Annotated in this window: 14 protein-coding genes; 2 read left to right on the top strand and 12 right to left on the bottom strand. The window is 48.9% G+C overall.

Annotated features, from left to right (window positions below; translation table 11 throughout):
- Positions 1-167: 167 nt before the first annotated feature.
- Complete coding sequence (locus tag V2I46_11220; GenBank protein MEE4178066.1) at positions 168-1,430, top strand: hypothetical protein; 1,263 nt, start codon at positions 168-170, stop codon at positions 1,428-1,430.
- On the opposite strand, the gene V2I46_11215 is transcribed toward V2I46_11220, so the two are convergent.
- From V2I46_11215 to V2I46_11160, 12 genes are all read right to left on the bottom strand, one after another.
- Positions 1,431-3,590, bottom strand: coding sequence for a S46 family peptidase (locus tag V2I46_11215; GenBank protein ID MEE4178065.1), 2,160 nt, complete (start codon positions 3,588-3,590; stop codon positions 1,431-1,433).
- Positions 3,591-3,792: 202 nt separating this feature from the next.
- Positions 3,793-4,668, bottom strand: a complete 876-nt coding sequence (pyrF, locus tag V2I46_11210; protein MEE4178064.1) for an orotidine-5'-phosphate decarboxylase — start codon at positions 4,666-4,668, stop codon at positions 3,793-3,795.
- Positions 4,669-4,680: 12 nt separating this feature from the next.
- Positions 4,681-5,757 carry a peptide chain release factor 1 gene (gene prfA, locus V2I46_11205; protein ID MEE4178063.1) on the bottom strand — a complete coding sequence of 359 codons (1,077 nt, stop codon included), beginning with the start codon at positions 5,755-5,757 and terminating at the stop codon, positions 4,681-4,683.
- 53 nt (positions 5,758-5,810) lie between these two features.
- A complete protein-coding gene (locus V2I46_11200) occupies positions 5,811-6,983 on the bottom strand; it encodes an AIR synthase related protein (GenBank protein ID MEE4178062.1) in 1,173 nt (390 codons plus the stop codon).
- Between the two features lie 46 nt (positions 6,984-7,029).
- Positions 7,030-9,105 carry an OmpA family protein gene (locus tag V2I46_11195; protein ID MEE4178061.1) on the bottom strand — a complete coding sequence of 692 codons (2,076 nt, stop codon included), beginning with the start codon at positions 9,103-9,105 and terminating at the stop codon, positions 7,030-7,032.
- A 148-nt stretch (positions 9,106-9,253) separates the two neighbouring features.
- Positions 9,254-9,676, bottom strand: a complete 423-nt coding sequence (locus V2I46_11190; protein MEE4178060.1) for a twin-arginine translocase TatA/TatE family subunit — start codon at positions 9,674-9,676, stop codon at positions 9,254-9,256.
- Between the two features lie 361 nt (positions 9,677-10,037).
- Positions 10,038-13,160: a protein translocase subunit SecDF gene (gene secDF / locus V2I46_11185; GenBank protein ID MEE4178059.1), complete on the bottom strand. Its 3,123-nt coding sequence runs from the start codon at positions 13,158-13,160 to the stop codon at positions 10,038-10,040.
- A gap of 230 nt (positions 13,161-13,390) precedes the next feature.
- On the bottom strand, positions 13,391-13,810 hold the full coding sequence (locus V2I46_11180; protein MEE4178058.1) for a retropepsin-like aspartic protease: 420 nt from the start codon (positions 13,808-13,810) through the stop codon (positions 13,391-13,393).
- A gap of 60 nt (positions 13,811-13,870) precedes the next feature.
- On the bottom strand, positions 13,871-14,422 hold the full coding sequence (locus V2I46_11175) for a 2-oxoacid:acceptor oxidoreductase family protein (GenBank protein ID MEE4178057.1): 552 nt from the start codon (positions 14,420-14,422) through the stop codon (positions 13,871-13,873).
- Between the two features lie 18 nt (positions 14,423-14,440).
- A complete protein-coding gene (locus tag V2I46_11170) occupies positions 14,441-15,208 on the bottom strand; it encodes a thiamine pyrophosphate-dependent enzyme (GenBank protein MEE4178056.1) in 768 nt (255 codons plus the stop codon).
- Complete coding sequence (locus tag V2I46_11165; protein ID MEE4178055.1) at positions 15,208-16,275, bottom strand: 3-methyl-2-oxobutanoate dehydrogenase subunit VorB; 1,068 nt, start codon at positions 16,273-16,275, stop codon at positions 15,208-15,210. Before V2I46_11165 ends, V2I46_11170 begins: the two co-directional genes overlap by 1 nt.
- A 39-nt stretch (positions 16,276-16,314) precedes the next feature.
- Positions 16,315-16,530, bottom strand: a complete 216-nt coding sequence (locus tag V2I46_11160) for a 4Fe-4S binding protein (protein ID MEE4178054.1) — start codon at positions 16,528-16,530, stop codon at positions 16,315-16,317.
- Between the two features lie 305 nt (positions 16,531-16,835).
- On the opposite strand from V2I46_11160, the gene V2I46_11155 reads away from it, so the two are divergent.
- Positions 16,836-17,081, top strand: a complete 246-nt coding sequence (locus V2I46_11155) for a MarR family transcriptional regulator (GenBank protein ID MEE4178053.1) — start codon at positions 16,836-16,838, stop codon at positions 17,079-17,081.
- Positions 17,082-17,320 lie beyond the last annotated feature (239 nt).

The following is a 17,320-nucleotide window of genomic DNA, read 5'->3' as shown; positions in this document are numbered from 1 at the left end:
CTTGAATGAATGAAATATAAAACGCGCAAAGATAGGAAATTTTTCTTTGGTTGTCATTGTTGCCTGACTTATCATTGTTGTCATTGTTATTATTGCGTATAAACCATTCAACATTCAACTTTTCCAACATTCAACTTAATCCACTATTTTTACAAAAAAGAAAAGCAATGATCCTTCAGCTTGTATTGTATTCGCCCTTTGAAAAAGAAGAACAGCTTGTTTCGCGCTGGGGAAAGCCCCTTCAGGAATTGCTCTCTGAATACCTAAACGCCATCCATCACCTTGGTTATATCAATGATCCTGATACCCTTGAAAAAAATATTAAATCCCTTTCAGAAAAGCCTGAGGCCCTGATCCTTGTGGTAGGTTCCGGGGGCACGGAACGGTTGGCGCAGAAAGCGATGGATCTGCTCCCCTGCCCTGTAATGCTGCTTGCCAACAACCGAAACAACTCGCTTGCTGCAGCCATTGAAATCAATGCCGTCATGGGTCAAACAAGGCCTCTTAAGCTGGTTTATGCCCCCGATGAGACCAATGTCCACCTGCAAATAAAAGCCTTCCTGCGCGCAGCACAGGCCCTAAGCCGTATCCATAAAGCCCGGTTTGGCGCTGTTGGAGAGCCCTCCCATTGGCTGCTTTCATCCGATGGGGTCAACGACTTCGGAACCTTTGGCACCAAACTGGTGAAAATTCCCATACAGGAATTGGTTGAAGGGTATGAAATCCTTGAAGAAGAAAGCAGCGATGAAGTGAAAGAGGCCGTCAGGGAAAAGGCCTCAAAAATCCTGATCAAAGACGAAGCCCTGGGCGAGGCCTCGAGGGTTTTCCTGGCCATGCAGCAAATCATTGGCCGCTACAGGCTGGACGGCATCACCATCCGGTGCTTCGACCTGTTGGAGCATCGGTTCACTGCCTGCCTGGGAATGGGACTGACTAACGATCAGGGCATTGTAGCCTCGTGCGAGGGCGACCTTCACGCCTCCTTCAGCATGCTGGCCGCTCAACTGCTTACCGGTGAACCCGTATGGATGGCCAACCCTTCCTCCATTGATGCAGAAGAAAACCTGCTAACCCTTGCGCATTGCACCGTACCCTTCAATATGCTGTCAGGAACTGATGGCACAACTTTGACCACTCACATGGAATCAGACCTCAGCGTGGGCATTGGAGGATCGCTCAGGAAGGAGCCCGTGACCATCTTCCGCACGGGGAAGGATTTCAGAAGCATTTATGCCATCACAGGGCAGATCATCGAAACCAATATGGGCAATCCAGCCCTCTGCCGAACACAAGCCATTATAAAAACCGATACCAGCGTGATGGAATGGATGAAAAAAACCCCGGGAAACCACCAGTCACTGGTTTACGGGAATATCATTCCTGATCTCAGTGACTTCTGCCGGTTTGCCGGGATTCAACTAATCCTTTAACTATTCGTTAACAATCACCATTTCATCAAGCAGGTACTTCATTCCTGCATAGCGATCGATGACCCAGAGAATGTACTGGCTGTTTGCAGTGATGCTACGGCATTGTTCAGGGTCGAACATGATGTCGCTCATGGTGCTCTCCCAGGTGCGGTCGAAGTTGATGCCAATAAAGGCCCCGCTGCCATCAAGGACAGGGCTTCCTGAATTGCCCCCTGTGGTATGGTTGCTGGCCAGGAAGTCAATGATGAGTTCTCCATCGTGGTCGTAGGGGGCAAAATCGCGCTGGCGGATCAGTTGATCTAGCCTTTCGGGGATGCGATAATCTGGCACCTGCGTATTTGTTTTTTTTTCAAGGATTCCCTGAGCCGTGGAATGGTGCAGGTACTGAACCGCATCGCGCGGATAGGAGCCTTCCACCTTGCCGTAGGTGATCCTCAGCGTACTGTTGGCATCGGGAAAAAAGTTCTGTTCAGGCCTCATCTCCCGCAGCCCTGCAGTGTACAAGCGGTAAAGGCTATCCAGTTTACTGTTGAGGCTTGATTCCACAGGTCTTATCGTTTCTTCCTGATAGTTGGCCAAGCTCATGGCCAGCGCAAAGGCGGGGTCTTTCTCCAGCTTGCGGTAATCTGAGGCTTTATAGTTATCCAGCAAATCCATAGTCTTGCTTTCCGAAGCCAGGATGGAGCGCGAAAAAAGCCTGTCAGCATATTTCTGCAGGTCAGTGCCATACTGTCGCCGGATATCCATCAGCACCGGAGGAACCAAAGGCTGTTCGGCAAGCGCCAGGTAACGGTCGAGCATAACAGTCAGAATACGCTGGTCTGTACCCTGGTGGTAATCCTTGAAGAAGGCCGAAGTCATTGCCTTCAGGCGTTCCACTAGATTTGCAATTTCTTCAGTATCTGCATTGCTTTCCTTACTCTTCTTCACCAGTTCATCAAAGCCCTGGGCAAAGCGGACGAGTTCAATTCTCCTGCCTGCTTCATTGTAAAGTATAGTTGCATAGCGGAAAGGATTCAATTCCTGGTAGAGGGTTTCAAAGGCATTGAGCAACCCGGCATAGCGGCCAGCGTTTTCAGGCCTGGAAGCCCATTGTGCAAATTCCTCCTCTAGTTCTGTTTTTCTTTCCACCGCATCCAGGCGTTCCAGTCCTCGTATCTCACCCTGCCAGCGCTTCCAAGCGTTTGATACCCCGGAATGCTTTGCGGTATATTGAATCCTGATTTTATCACTTGCATCCATCTCCTGGCTATAGATATCCAGGGTACGTGTCCTAAGGTCAATGGAAACGGGGTTCTGCTTCTCAAGAATATATTTAACGGCATCGGATGTAAGGTACTGAGAGGTACGGCCTGGGAAGCCATACACCAGGGTGAAGTCGTCCTGCCTTACCCCCCGGTTCGATACGGGGAAATAATGTTCCGGGCGGTAGGGCTTGTTATCAGGGCTAAAGTCAGCCGGCTCATTGTCAGCATTGGCATATACCCTGAACAAGGAAAAGTCGCCGGTGTGGCGTGGCCACATCCAGTTATCCTCATCGCCGCCAAAGCTGCCAATCGACTCAGGTGGGGCACCTACCAGGCGGACGTCGCGGTAAACCTGGTAAACAAAGAGGAAATATTCGTTGCCGTAATAAAATGGAGCGACCTGGGTTTCGTACTTACCGTCCTCAGCAGCCGCATTGGCAATCTCACGGGTGAGCTGTGAAACCGCTGTAGCCCTTTCCTCTTCTGTCATCCCCTCACGGAGTTTCGGAATTATTTGATCTGTAACATCCTCCATTCGAACGAGCAAGGTAATGGTCAGGCCGGGATTGGGCAATTCTTCCTCCATGCTTTTCGCCCAAAATCCGTGAGTCAGGTAGTCGTTCTCCACACTGCTGTGACGCTGAATTTGCCCCAGACCGCAATGGTGGTTGGTGATCAGCAAGCCCTCGGGAGAAAGGAAAGCACCCGTGCATCCACGACCAAACCGCACAATGCCGTCCTTCAGGCTTGGCCCGTTTTCATTATAGAGGTCACTGGCCGAAAGCTGAAGACCCATTTGCTGCATCGTCTCAATGTTATTGCCTATCAGCACAGGCAACCACATGCCCTCCGTTGCAAAACCCTGAAGTTGAATGGAAAGCACAAAAGCTAAAACAAGAATTCTTTTAAACATAAGTTTATTTGATTGATGATTTATGAATGATGAATAGTTAGTGCCAGGTGCAAGGTTTCAGGTTCAAAATCTCAGGTTCTGCATTTGCAGGCTTCAAACAGGTAAAACAATGCTAAACTTCTGATTTAATTTAGATACCAAATTCAACAAAACTACATAAAAAAAATCCCCCTTGTCGGGGGAAAAAGAAAGTTTTTTTACATCAAATTATTTGCTTTTCACTGAGCAGAAACTCCATTTGTTTTTGGTAACCAAGGGCTGCTTCACGAGCCTTTTCGTCGAAGTTCTTTCCTGTGGAAGCAAAAATTATATTTCTTGATACATTCACCAAAATACCACAATCATTATTCATTGCCATACGCGACACATCCTGAAGACTTCCACCCTGAGCACCGACACCAGGCACAAGGAAGAAATGCGAGGGTGCAACTTGCCGGATGTCCTGAAGCATTTCGGGACGGGTAGCGCCCATCACAAACATCAGGTTTTCAGGGGTCCCCCATTGCTGGCATTGTTCTATGATAAGCTCAAAAAAACGCTTCCACTGTTCGGTTTTGATGCCCATACGCTCAAGCAACATCGGAAGCTGAGGTTGCCACAACTGGAAGTCGCGTGCGCCCGGGTTGCTGGTCAGGGCCAGCACGATAGCCCATTTACCCGGCCTTGTCAAAAAAGGCCGAAGGGTGTCCTGCCCCATATAGGGATTGACAGTAACCGAATCAAAATCAAGGCGTTCAAGGAATGCTTTTGCATACTGTTCGGCCGAGTTGCCGATATCTCCGCGCTTGGCATCAGCAATGGTAAATACTGGCCCACCAGGATGTTTCCTCAGGTATTCCATCGTTTTCTCAAGGCTTCGCCAGCCTTCACTGCCCCTGCTTTCATAGAAGGCGAGGTTGGGCTTATAGGCCACTGCCAGATCGATGGTTGCATCGATGATCCTGCGATTAAACTCATACACCGGGTCATCATGCTCTTCCCTGAGCCAGTCCGGAATTTTTTCCAAATCACTGTCAAGGCCTACGCAGAGGTAGGATTTCTTTTCTCTGATGAGCTTGATAAGTTCCTGCCGGTTCATTGTAGTATGGGATTAAGTAACCACGCCTTCCTTCAGTTTCTCAGCATTTTCTGCTACCTGAAGGGCATCGATAATCTCCTGGATATCGCCATCCATAACGGAGGCCAGGTTATAAAGCGTCAGCCCGATTCGGTGGTCGGTCATACGGCCCTGTGGATAATTATACGTGCGGATCTTGGCTGAGCGGTCGCCCGTAGAAACCATTGTCTTCCGTTTAGACGAAATCTCGTCGAGGTATTTCTTATATTCCAAATCATAAAGCCTGGTGCGCAATACGCTCATAGCCTTTTCAAGGTTTTTGATCTGCGACTTCTGGTCCTGAATAGAGACCACGATGCCCGTGGGAACGTGGGTAAGTCTAACGGCGGAGTAAGTGGTGTTGACCGACTGCCCCCCTGGCCCAGATGAACAAAAGGTATCCTTGCGGATGTCGCTTTGCTTGAGTTCTATGTCGAACTCATCTGCTTCGGGCAACACAGCCACTGTGGAAGCAGAGGTGTGCACCCGGCCCTGGGTCTCGGTCTGGGGCACCCGCTGCACGCGATGCACCCCCGACTCATACTTCAGGATGCCGTAAACACCTTCGCCCGTAACATTAAATATAACTTCTTTGAAGCCGCCCGAAGTGCCTTCGTTCATATCCACAAGCTCAGTCTTCCAGCCTTTCGACTCGGCAAACTTCAGGTACATCCTGTAGAGGTCACCCGCAAAAATTGCTGCTTCATCCCCACCGGTACCTGCACGGATCTCCACAATGGCATTCTTCTCATCCTGTGGGTCGGCAGGAATCAGCAGGAAGCGTATGTCTTCCTCCAGTTTTTCCTCACGCTCAAGCAGTTCATCCATCTCAAGCTTGGCCATTTCCCTGAACTCAGGGTCTTTCTCCTTGTTCAGGATTTCCCTGGTCGATTCAATATTATCGAGGATGTTCTTGTATTCCTTGTAAGCGGCAATGATAGGCCCCAGGTCTTTATATTCCTTGTTGAGGGCGATATAACGCTTCATATCGGTGACGATGTCGGGATCAGTGATCAACCGCCCCACCTCCTCGTAGCGTTCGTTGATGGCGTGTAATTTCTCTAACAGCATGCAGGGTTAAAATTTAAGCTTGCAAAGTTACGAAAAATCGCCTGCAATAAAAATCAGGGATAAACAAAAGAGCCTTCGGCAGTAGTGATGGTTAGTTTCTTCTCAGGAGCTGCCTCGCAATGCCCTATGATCCTGGCTTCCAGGTTGAATTCTGAAGCAATGGCGATAATCTCGGCAGCCCTTCCCTCTTCCACATACAACTCCATTCGGTGGCCCATATTAAACACCTGGTACATCTCCTTCAGGGGAGTGCCTGACTGCTCGCGGATAAGCCTGAACAGGGGCGGTATTGGGAAGAGGTTATCTTTCACCATGTGCAGGCGGTCGACGAAGTGCAGCACTTTGGTCTGCCCTCCCCCGCTGCAGTGCACCATGCCGTGGATGGCTCCCTTCAACTCCGAGAAGATAGCCTTAACCACCGGTGCATAGGTGCGCGTAGGCGAAAGCACCAGTTTCCCTGCATCCAAGGGGGAACCTTCCACTGCATCCGTCAGCAGGCACTGGCCCGAATAGACTACCCCATGGTCCAGCGAATTGTCATAGCTTTCCGGATATTTCTTGGCGTATACCGAAGAGAAAACATCGTGACGGGCTGAAGTCAGCCCGTTGCTGCCCATCCCACCGTTGTATGCGTCTTCGTAAGTAGTCTGTCCATAAGAGGCCAGCCCTACTATCACGTTACCGGGAGCGATCTTTTCATTGGTAATCACCGAAGCGCGGGGCATACGGGCTGTAACCGTCGAATCAACTATTACTGTCTTCACCAAATCGCCCACATCAGCGGTCTCTCCACCGGTCAGCACCATTTCAATCCCCTGGCTGCGCATATTCTCCAAAAAGGCCTCTGTGCCATTAATAATGGCAGCGATCACCTCGGCGGGAATAAGTTTTTTATTGCGGCCAATGGTAGATGAAACCAGGAGCTTATCGTTAGCACCCACACACAAAAGGTCGTCGAGGTTCATTACCACGGCATCCTGGGCAATGCCTTCCCAAACCGACAGGTCGCCGGTTTCTTTCCAGTAAAGGTAAGCCAGGGACGACTTGGTCCCGGCCCCGTCGGCGTGCATAATGTTGCAATAAAGAGGGTCTCCCCCCAGGTAATCGGGAACCACCTTGCAAAAGGCCTGGGGAAACAAACCCTTATCCAGTTTACTTATTGCACTGTGAACGTCTTCTTTCGATGCCGAGACCCCTCGCTGGTTGTATTTCTGCTGTCCACTCATCTCGCTGCGCACTTACTTTGATAACATTCCGTTAACGGATCTCTTTTTACCGTCTTTCCCTTTCTGTGTTCCCTTGCGGTTCTTGCGGTTCATCCGGTGGGTCTTTGTCAGGCTGGTTTATGATATCAATTCTGACAGGTCCCTGCTGGCCGGGGTCATCCGAGGGTTTAAAGTCATCGCGCAGGATGCGGAATTCGGTACGCCGGTTCAGGGCGTGGGCCGCTTCGCGCATGCGTTCGGTGCTCAACCGGTTGATATAATCTTCGGTTAGGGTTACTCCAGCCCTGAAAGTGGTGCCGTCACGGGTAACGGTCCTTGTCAGGGTTCTTGGCCTGCGTTCACCGTAGCCGCGGGCTTCCAGCCTAGCCGGGTCAATACCCTGCTCAATGAGGTACTCAACCACCGACTGGGCGCGGCGCTGAGAAAGGGTATCGTTGCTGGTCTCCGTACCCCGACTATCGGTATGCGAAGCCAGTTCAATAACCAGTTGCGGATTGTCGTTCAGTGTCTGCACCAGCCCATTGAGCGAATCGCGGAACTGTGGCAAAAGCTCCCAACGGCCAAAGTCGTAAAGGATCTCGGGCAGTGCAATGGGCGTCACTGGAAGAGCCTCCATATCGATATCAATGACAAAATCTTCGCTTCGGGTATATTCTTCCGTGCTCAGGTGTGTGCGGAAAGAAAAGTATTTGTTTTTGCTGGCCAGAATCTCATACGAAGTATGCTCTTTCAGGAATTCTTTTCCAAACTGATAAACCCCTTCGTCGCTGGTTTCACGCTGCACCAGGCTCCCATCCGAGCCCACCAGTTGTATGATTACGTCAGGCAGAACGGCTTGGGTGCTGTCATCTTTAACGATACCACTTAGGGTAAATTCAACCGGGGCCAGGTAAAAGGAATGGATATCATAGCCCCTTGCCCCCCTGCGGTTGCTGCTGAAAAATCCCTGTTTGAGGCCTGGCTTGAACAACATTCCAAAATCATCCATAGGGCTATTTACAGGGGCTCCCATATTTTCTGGCTTCGCCCAGCCCTCGGGGGTTCGCTCAGAATAAAAGAGGTCGAGCCCCCCCATCCCGGCATGTCCGTCGGAAGCAAAATACAAGCTACCATCCTCGTGCACGTAAGGGAACATCTCGTTGCCGGGGGTATTGATGGGTTCACCCATATTTTGGGCCGGCCCGAATTCATCCCCGGGAGCCCTTCGCCGGGCAAACCAGATATCCCTTCCACCAAGGCCTCCTGGCATATCTGAGACAAAATATAAGGTCAATTCATCTGAGCTGATGGCGGGATGACCTACCGTCAGGGTACTGTCGTTGACCAGTTTAACCTCACTGGCTTCTCCCCAGGTGGCCCCCTGCCGCTGCGACACAAAAATCCGGCAGCCCATCTCAATATCGGGACTGGGCAGGCAGCGCGTAAAAAACAGCTCTGTAGCGCTGCTATTGATAGCCGGGGCCCCTTCATTAAATTCCGTATTAATGGGACCCTCATCCAAAAGTTCGGGTGTGCTCCAATTCCCTTCGCGGTCAAGATAGGAAACAAACAAGGAGGTATGCTTCCTCCCATACCAAGGGTCGGTATCATCACCAAGGGCATCGTCGCGGCTTGAAGCAAAAATCAGCACAGTTCCCAAATGATCACCCCAGGAAGATGTAAAATCGTCCTCTCGTGAGTTGAAAACCCTTACACTTTCCACTTCATAAGGAGTCAACTGCTCGGCATACTGCTTCGAAAGCTCGATGGTCTCCAGTCCGCGTGGTCCCCGCCAGTCGTCGGGGAGCACTTCCATAAACTTGTAATAATTGGCGGCAGCCTCATCAAATTTTTGATTGTTTACCAGGGCATCAGCCAGGTAAAGATACACCTCGGGCTCGCGAAAATTCATGCGTATGGCCCGCTTAAACTGCATCTCAGCACGCCGTGGATCGTTGCTGCGCATATAGGCTACCCCGGTATTGAAGCTGATGCGCCCAGCCTCGGTACGGTCCTTGCGCCTGACCCGGTTATAGGCCCGGCGATAAAGCCGGATGGCTTCTGCATACTGATGCAGCTCAAATGCCTGATCAGCACGCGCTATCCGCCGCTCTTGGCCCACAGCCTCCGGTGAAAAAGCCATAAAAAAAATGAAAAAGGAAAGGAAAAGAATTCTTTTTGCTGACACCATGTTATTGTCAATGGCTGTTATGAAAAATCCGGTTTCTTAATCATTTAAAACGAAAAAGGACGGTTTAAATTGTAAAGCTCCTGGCCTCCCAGACAAAACATCAGGGGCCATCACCCGTTTTCTTATTATAAGGAAAAGGCAGCTCGTCTGCCTCTTCTGGGTCCCCGGGCGCTGTTTCCCCGGGCGCATCCGCCTTAGGCGAAGATTCTCCTTCCTCCCCTGCTCGTGAATCACCAGGTCGTTCTTCAGTGGACACTTCTGCGTTTTCCCTGAGGTCCTTTTTCATCTTATCAATGCTATGCTGCACCTTACGAGCCTCCTGCTCGATATCGGCCGAATAGCGATGGATTTCTGTATTAATCTCGCGCTGAACCTTCTTCACCTCGTTAATGCCCCGGCCAAGCATGCGCGCAATCTCCGGAATCTTCTTCGGACCAAAAAGAACCAGCACCGCCAGCAGGATGATGAGAATCTCACCCCCGCTGATGCCAAACAACAGAATATGTAACGGCAGAATACCCATAGGTTAAGTTGGACAAATTTAATGGTTTCTGAGCAATATTTGAGCTTTGAAATTTTTAATTCAAATGGGCTTGATCGCGGGATATTTCCCGGGGTTTAAAAAAACCGGAGTTCTCCTGAAAAAGCCTCCGCCTACATATCCAATCCGGACCAGATTATAGGTTTAGTCGGGTTTTAGTCGTTTTAAAACGACTAAAACCCGACTAAACTACCTCTATGGCAGTATACTGCCCCTAATTTTATAAACTGGAAAAAAGAATTTAACCAATTGAAACGACTCTTTCAAGCAAGCCATTCCCCAGTACGAAAAAAAAGCGCCCGGGAGAAAACTCCCGGGCGCTTTGAATAACAATCAAATGATATTAGTGTTTCTTTTTGTCTTTTCTCCTCATCAGGAGGTCGTAAGCAACGGGGGTTGCGTTAAACAGCGAAGAATAAGTACCTACGGCAATACCGATGAGCAGGGCAAACGAGAAGCCCCTAATCACCTCACCACCAAAGAGGAAAATGATCAGCAACACAGCCAGAGTAGTACCCGAGGTGTTGAAGGTACGCGAAAGTGTGGAGTTCAGGGCTAGGTTCATATTGGTTTTGATGTCGCGTTTGGGGAACAGAGTCATGTTCTCACGCACACGGTCGAAGATCACCACAGTATCGTTGATAGAATATCCAATGATGGTCAGGATGGCCGCAATAAAGGTTTGGTCAACCTCCATGGTCCACGGAACTATATTGTGCAACAAGGAATACAGTGAGATCACGATAATGGAGTCGTGGGCAAGGGAAACAAGGCCCCCAACCCCAAACTGCCACTTGTTGAAGCGAATGGCAATGTAAATAAAGATAATGATCAGGGCAATGATCACACTGATGACTGCACCGATCTTGATGTCACGGGCCACAGTGGGTCCTACTTTCTGCGAACTCAGCCTTCCGATCACCTTGGCATCGTCATCGCTTGTAAACTCATCATAGGTGACCGGACTGTTAAAGAATTCAGCAAGGCCGTCATAAATCTTCCTTTCGGCAATTGAATCGGCTTCGGCACTGTCGTTATCGATCATGAAACGGGTGGTAATTTTCACCTGGGTATTGGGACCAAAAGTTTTCACTTCTGGAGTCTCGCCCAGTACATCCTGGAGGGAGGCCCTAATGTCGAGGGTATTGACTTCCTGATCGAAACGAACCACATAGCTGCGGCCACCGCTGAAGTCAACGCCGTAGCTGAAACCACGAAGAGTCAGGGAGCCAAGCCCGATGATGATAACCACTGCAGAAAGAATGTAAAACTTCTTGCGAACGCCGATAAAATCGAAGTTCACCTTGGTCAGCATATCTTTCGACAGTTTGGTATCGAAATGAATGTTAACATTGTGCTCTATCCAGTGGCTGAATATGAGGCGCGAAATGAAGATGGCAGTAAACAGTGAAGAGATGATACCAATGATCAGCGTGGTGGCAAAGCCCTGTACCGGACCTGAACCAAAAATGTATAACACGATACCGGTTAACAGGGTGGTTACGTTACCATCGACGATGGCTGAATAGGCATTTTTGTAACCATCGGATATAGCCAGTTTCTGGCCTTTTCCCGCCCGAAGCTCTTCGAGGATACGTTCGTAAATGATCACGTTGGCATCCACAGCCATACCAAGGGTAAGCACGATACCGGCGATACCAGGCAAGGTCAGCACGGCACCCAGTGAAGCCAGTACACCAAAAATAAAGAATATGTTGGCTACAAGGGCGAGGTCGGCAACCAAACCGGCGCGGCTGTAGTAGATCCCCATATAAATCAGTACGATCACAAAAGCGAGCAAAAAGCTGATAAAGCCACTGTTTATGGCTTCACGACCCAGTGAGGGACCTACTATAGCTTCTTCCACAATGTGAGCGGGAGCAGGAAGAGAACCAGCCCTGAGGATGTTGGCAAGGTCTTGTGCTTCTGCCACAGTAAACTGCCCGGTGATCGAGGAACGACCACCAGAAATTTCATTTGAAACTACCGGGAAGGAATATACATAATCATCCAGAACGATCGCTATAGCCTTACCAATGTTGTCGGCCGTGAGCCTGCGCCAAGTGCGGGCCCCATCGCTGTTCATGGTCATTGAAATCTCAATCTGGCCTGTGGGGCTATAATCCTGGCGGGCGTCAACAATGACGTCACCCGTCAGGGGAGCGGCTCCATCGCGTGAGGATTGCCTGATGGCCACAAGTTCGTGGACGTTTTCATTGTCGCGCACGGGTTTCACATTCCATAGCAACATCATGTTGCGGGGAATAATTCCCCTGTCGCGAGCTTGCTTGATCAGGTTGTTAACCCTTGCAGTATCTTGAATGGCCGCATAACCAACCACTGGACCCTGACCCGGGAACATCTGTCCTGATTCGTCCTGCATAAAGGCAGGATTCAGATAGGCAAAGAGGGGATTTTCACGGGCAAACTCATCAAAGGATTCACTACCGGGAACGGCTTCTTCACCTGCCAGCAGGTCGGTCAGGTCTCCTGAGTCAATGGAATCCATACCCAAGGTGTCCAGCATGGCTTCCACATCAGATTCAAGGGCAGATCCCGGTTCTTCCACGGGAGCAGTTTCCACAACGGTTTCTTCGGTTTGAAGGGTATCTTCAGCTTCGGTTCCTCTCAGGCGCTCGTTGGCATCCATAAAATACTGATATACTTCAGAGAATTCATAGGTTTCCCAAAATTCCAGACGGGCTGTTCCCTGCAGCAGGCGGCGAACCCGTTCGGGTTCCTTTATACCGGGCAGTTCCACCAGGATACGGCCGGAGGTCTGCAACTTTTGGATATTTGGCTGGGCCACGCCAAAACGGTCGATACGGGTGCGAAGGATTTGAAAAGAACGGTCAACAGCAGCTTCCACCTCGGTACGCAGCACATTCAGAACCTCTTCATTGGTTGAGTTAAAACCAATTCGGTCGCGCATTTCTACGGTACTGAAAATGGCTGCCAGGCTGGCGTTGGGGTCTGTTTCCTCAAAAGCCCTTCCAAAGAGGCTGACAAAATCTTCCCGGCTGGTGCGCTGGGCTTCCTTCGCCTTTTCCATTGCCATTTGGAAGGTGACATCGGCGCTGTAACCGGACAAAGCGTTGACAATATCAGAAACCGAAATTTCCAGGGTAACGTTCATCCCACCTTTCAGGTCAAGACCCAGGTTCAGCTCACGTTCTTTAACCTCACGGTAATCATATTTTACAACACCAATGTTGTAAACCGTCTCGTTCATCATGGAGTCCAGGTAAAAGCGCTCCTGCGAACGGGTAATGGAATCGCGAAGATAACCGAACATGATCTCATCGCCACCGGCCAATTCCTGGGCCTGATTTACAAAACGCTCTTGCTGTGCATAGTTAGTGGCGTCGCGTTCCACTTTCCTGGTAATAAAGCTGAACGACAGCTGGTAAAGACATACCAAAGCCAGGGCAATGGCAAAAAACCGTATCAAACCTTTATTTTGCATGTTTTAAGACTTTAATTGTTTTTTTGAGGGTGCAAATATAGAATAAGTAATGCTTTTTACCAATGCACGCATGCAGAGGCAATAAAAAATTTATTCCCAGTCTGTCCGTAAACCTGTAAAATACAGGATAATTCGCTCATTCCGGGCCTGTTAAAAAACCGACCGCAAAGTTATGTTAATTTTTTGTTTATCGAAAAAAAACCTTTCCCAATTCATTGTCCGATAGGGGCTCAGGTTCGAAGGCTTAGTTTCCTTGCCCTGTAATCGATGCAGGCGTCCATTTTCAGCAACAAATCACTGCCCAGTACCATATCTATACGAGGAAGATCGTAAATGGCATAATTCGTATTGATGGAAGCCAGGTCGATGGCAACAATTTCAACATCCTTCATGACTTTATGGCCCAATTGCAGGCTATGGAGCACGGTCACATAGGATGTGATCTGACCGCTACCCAAACCGGCACACGACTTATCGTATTCGCGCGTAAGGGGGTCTTTAAAAAAATGATTCAGGCGGTTCAGGTCGATCACCGTCCGCGAAGCTCCGGTGTCGATCAGGACATTGGCCTTGAGATCATTCACTCGGCCTTCAATAAGCAGATGATAACCCAATTGATCAATTTCTACAATTCTTACAGGTATTTCCATAAGGTAAAAAAAGGGAGCCCGGCAAACCGGACTCCCCAAAATTAATCAACCTTGGCAATATTATACTTTATTTTCGTGTGAAATAATGTCCATCCCGCGCTTGATGGCCTCTTCATTGAGGGGGATCAGGTGATGATACCGTTCGGGCAAGACTTTTTTCAGCCCTTTGATAACATTTTCCATTTCGATAATGGGCTTAATTTTGAGAAATCCGCCCAGTACAATCATGTTAAACACCTTCACGTTGTTCATCTTCAATGACTCATCATAGGCACCGATTGCCCAGACATTGATATCCTTGCGGCGTGGCTTGCGGGTCATCCCGTTACGCTCGTATATAAGCAGTCCTCCAGGCTTAACGGAGTCCTCAAATTTATCCATTGACGGCTGGTTCAATACAATGGCGGTATCGAATGCATTAAGCACGGGTGAGCTAATTGAGTCATCGCTGATGATGGCAGTACAGTTTGCGGTACCACCTCGCATTTCAGGGCCATAGGAGGGCATCCAGCTCACTTCCTTGCCTTGCATCACCCCGCTATAGCAAAGGATCTGACCCATGGATAGTACCCCTTGTCCGCCAAATCCGGCAATAATAATTTCTTCTGTCATGATATGATTCCTTTAGAATTATTCTTGTGGTACTTTAATATCTCCAAGAGGGAAGAAGGGGAACATATTCTCTTCCATCCACTGGTTGGCATGGATGGGAGTCATTTTCCAGCCTGAGTTGCAGTTTGAGACGATCTCCACCAAGCAGGTCCCTTTGTTCAGTTTCTGGTATTCCATCGCTTTTTTGATGGCCCGCTTGGCCTTGCGGACACTGGCCGGGGTATGCACCGACTGGCGGGTCACGAAAAAAGTGCCAGGCAACTGGGCAACGAGTTCGGTAATCTTCAGGGGATTACCCATGGTTTTGATATCCCTTCCCCGGGGTGAGGTCGAGCTCTTCATCCCCTCCAGGGTGGTGGGGGCCATCTGGCCGCCCGTCATTCCATAAATACCATTATTAATAAAAACGATGAGAATATTCTCGCCCCGATTGCAGGCGTGAATGGTCTCGGCGGTACCAATGGCCGCAAGGTCACCATCACCCTGATAAGTAAACACAAACTTCTCGGGGAACACACGCTTGATGCCCGTAGCAACAGCAGGAGCGCGCCCGTGGGCTGCTTCGGTCATATCCACGTCAAAATAATTATAGGCCAGTACAGAGCATCCTACCGGGGCAACCCCTATGGTCTCATTTTGAATGCCCATTTCATCGATGACCTCGGCCAGTATCCGGTGAGCCGTACCATGACCACAACCCGGGCAATAGTGCAGGATCTTGTCGGTCATCACCTTGGTCTTCTCGTATACCAGGTTTTCAGGTTTTATTAAGTTTTCAGCCATGATTATCCTCCAATAATTTTTTGTTCAAGTGCATTGAGAATTTCATCCGGGTTGGGGATCATTCCACCAAAGCGGCCAAAATGCTCCACCTTAACTTTACCGTTCACTGCCAGCCTGACGTCTTCCACCATTTGACCGGCGTTCATTTCAACCGTAAGAATGCCTTTCACCTGGTCGGCAAGTTTTTTAATGGCCTCATATGGGTATGGGAAAAGCGTCTGTGGACGAAGGAGACCCACCTTAATTCCTTTTGCCCTTGCCATTTCCATTGCCTTGCGGGTGATGCGGGCAGCTGAACCAAAGGAAACGAACAGATATTCAGCATCATCGGTCAAATATGTTTCATAGCGGATCTCGTTTTTCTCAATCACGCGGTATTTGGCCTGCAGGCGAAGGTTTACTTTTTCCTGTTCTTCCGACTGAAGCTGGAGTGAAGTAACAACCACATGGTCGCGGCCGGGTTTCTTACCTACGGTTGCCCATTCGGGTTGTTCCGTTGAACGGGGAACCTGCTCAAACAGCTCCACTTTTTCCATCATCTGTCCAATGATTCCATCGGATAGAATCATAACGGGGTTACGGTATTTGAATGCCAGGTCAAACCCAAGTTTTACAAAGTCAACCGTTTCCTGCACGGTAGCTGGGGCTAGAACGAGGAGTTTATAGTCGCCATGTCCTCCACCCTTGACCGCCTGGAAGTAGTCGGACTGGGAGGGCTGAATGGTTCCAAGACCGGGACCTCCACGGACCACATTCACAATGAGGCAGGGCAATTCGGCACCAGCAATGTAGGAAATGCCTTCCATTTTCAAACTGATGCCAGGACTTGAGGATGAGGTCATGGCTTTCTTGCCGCAGCCTGCTGCTCCATAAACCATATTAATGGCGGCCACCTCACTCTCGGCCTGTAAAACAACCATTCCTGTTCGTTCCACCGGGTTCTCGGTCATTAAATACTCGATGACCTCTGATTGCGGCGTGATGGGATAACCAAAGTATGCATCAGCGCCTGCCCTGATAGCGGCTTCGGCCAATGCTTCGTTGCCTTTCATTAATCTGAGTTCTTTCATCTTGATAAAGATATTTTTTCCGTTTAGGCTATTTTTTGATTATTTCTCGCGGTAAACAGTAATGACCGCATCGGGGCACACAACTGCGCAGTTTGTGCAGCCCGTGCAGGCGTCGTTAACCTTAACCAGATAATGATACCCTTTGCTGTTCACCTCGGGCCCCAGGGCTATCGTCTCCGTGGGACAAAAAGGCACACAAATTCCGCAGCCTTTGCAGCGTTCAATGTCGATGACAATATCACCTCTTTTTGCCATTGTAGTGAATTTTAAAAAATTTGAAATGTATTGTTAAATAAGTTTCAACTTATTCCAATGGCAAAGCTATAATTTATTATCAAAAAAACAGGTTGATCTAAATTATATATTTAATGCCACTCCTTTACACCTTATTGATTATTAGGTTTTTGACTAATAACTTAAAACCATTCTAAATATCTGAAAATGGCTGATTGCCGCTTCTGCCTTTAAAACCAAAGGGTTAAAACAAGAAAAATAAAATATGAGAATTTTGATCCAAAGGTTGTGGTTTTCCTTGAATATTTCAAAAAAATCATTGAATTTTGCAACAATTCATAATCAGGAATTCCTTCAGAATATTCAATTACTTAAAAATTAACACCATCGACATGAGTGCAAAGGAAAAAATTATTAAGGCATTTGAACAAGCAGGCAAGCCTCTTAAATCTGGCGAGGTGGCCGAATTGTCAGGACTGGAGAAAAATGAAGTAGATAAAGAGATCAAGAAACTGACCGTTTCGGGCACATTGTATTCACCCAAACGTTGCTTCTACGATATTAAGAAGTAAGCACCCGTTAACAAAACAAAAAGCCTGCGTTCACAGGCTTTTTTTATTTACGGTAATCCCAGGATTATTTGATGCAGGTCCACAGGGCGGCGACCCCACCCACCAACTGCTTATAATCCACTTGGCTGAACCCTGCCTTCAGCAGGATCTTTTTCATTTCTTTGGGGGTATAAAAATCGGAAGCTGAATGGGCAAGATATTTATAGGCCGGTTTATCTCCCGAAAGCAAACCACCCACC

Source organism: Bacteroides sp. (assembly GCA_036351255.1).
In the GTDB taxonomy this organism is placed as follows: Bacteria; Bacteroidota; Bacteroidia; order Bacteroidales; family UBA7960; genus UBA7960.
Note: the sequence above shows the minus strand (reverse complement) of the source record. Positions and strands in the feature narration are given on the sequence as shown.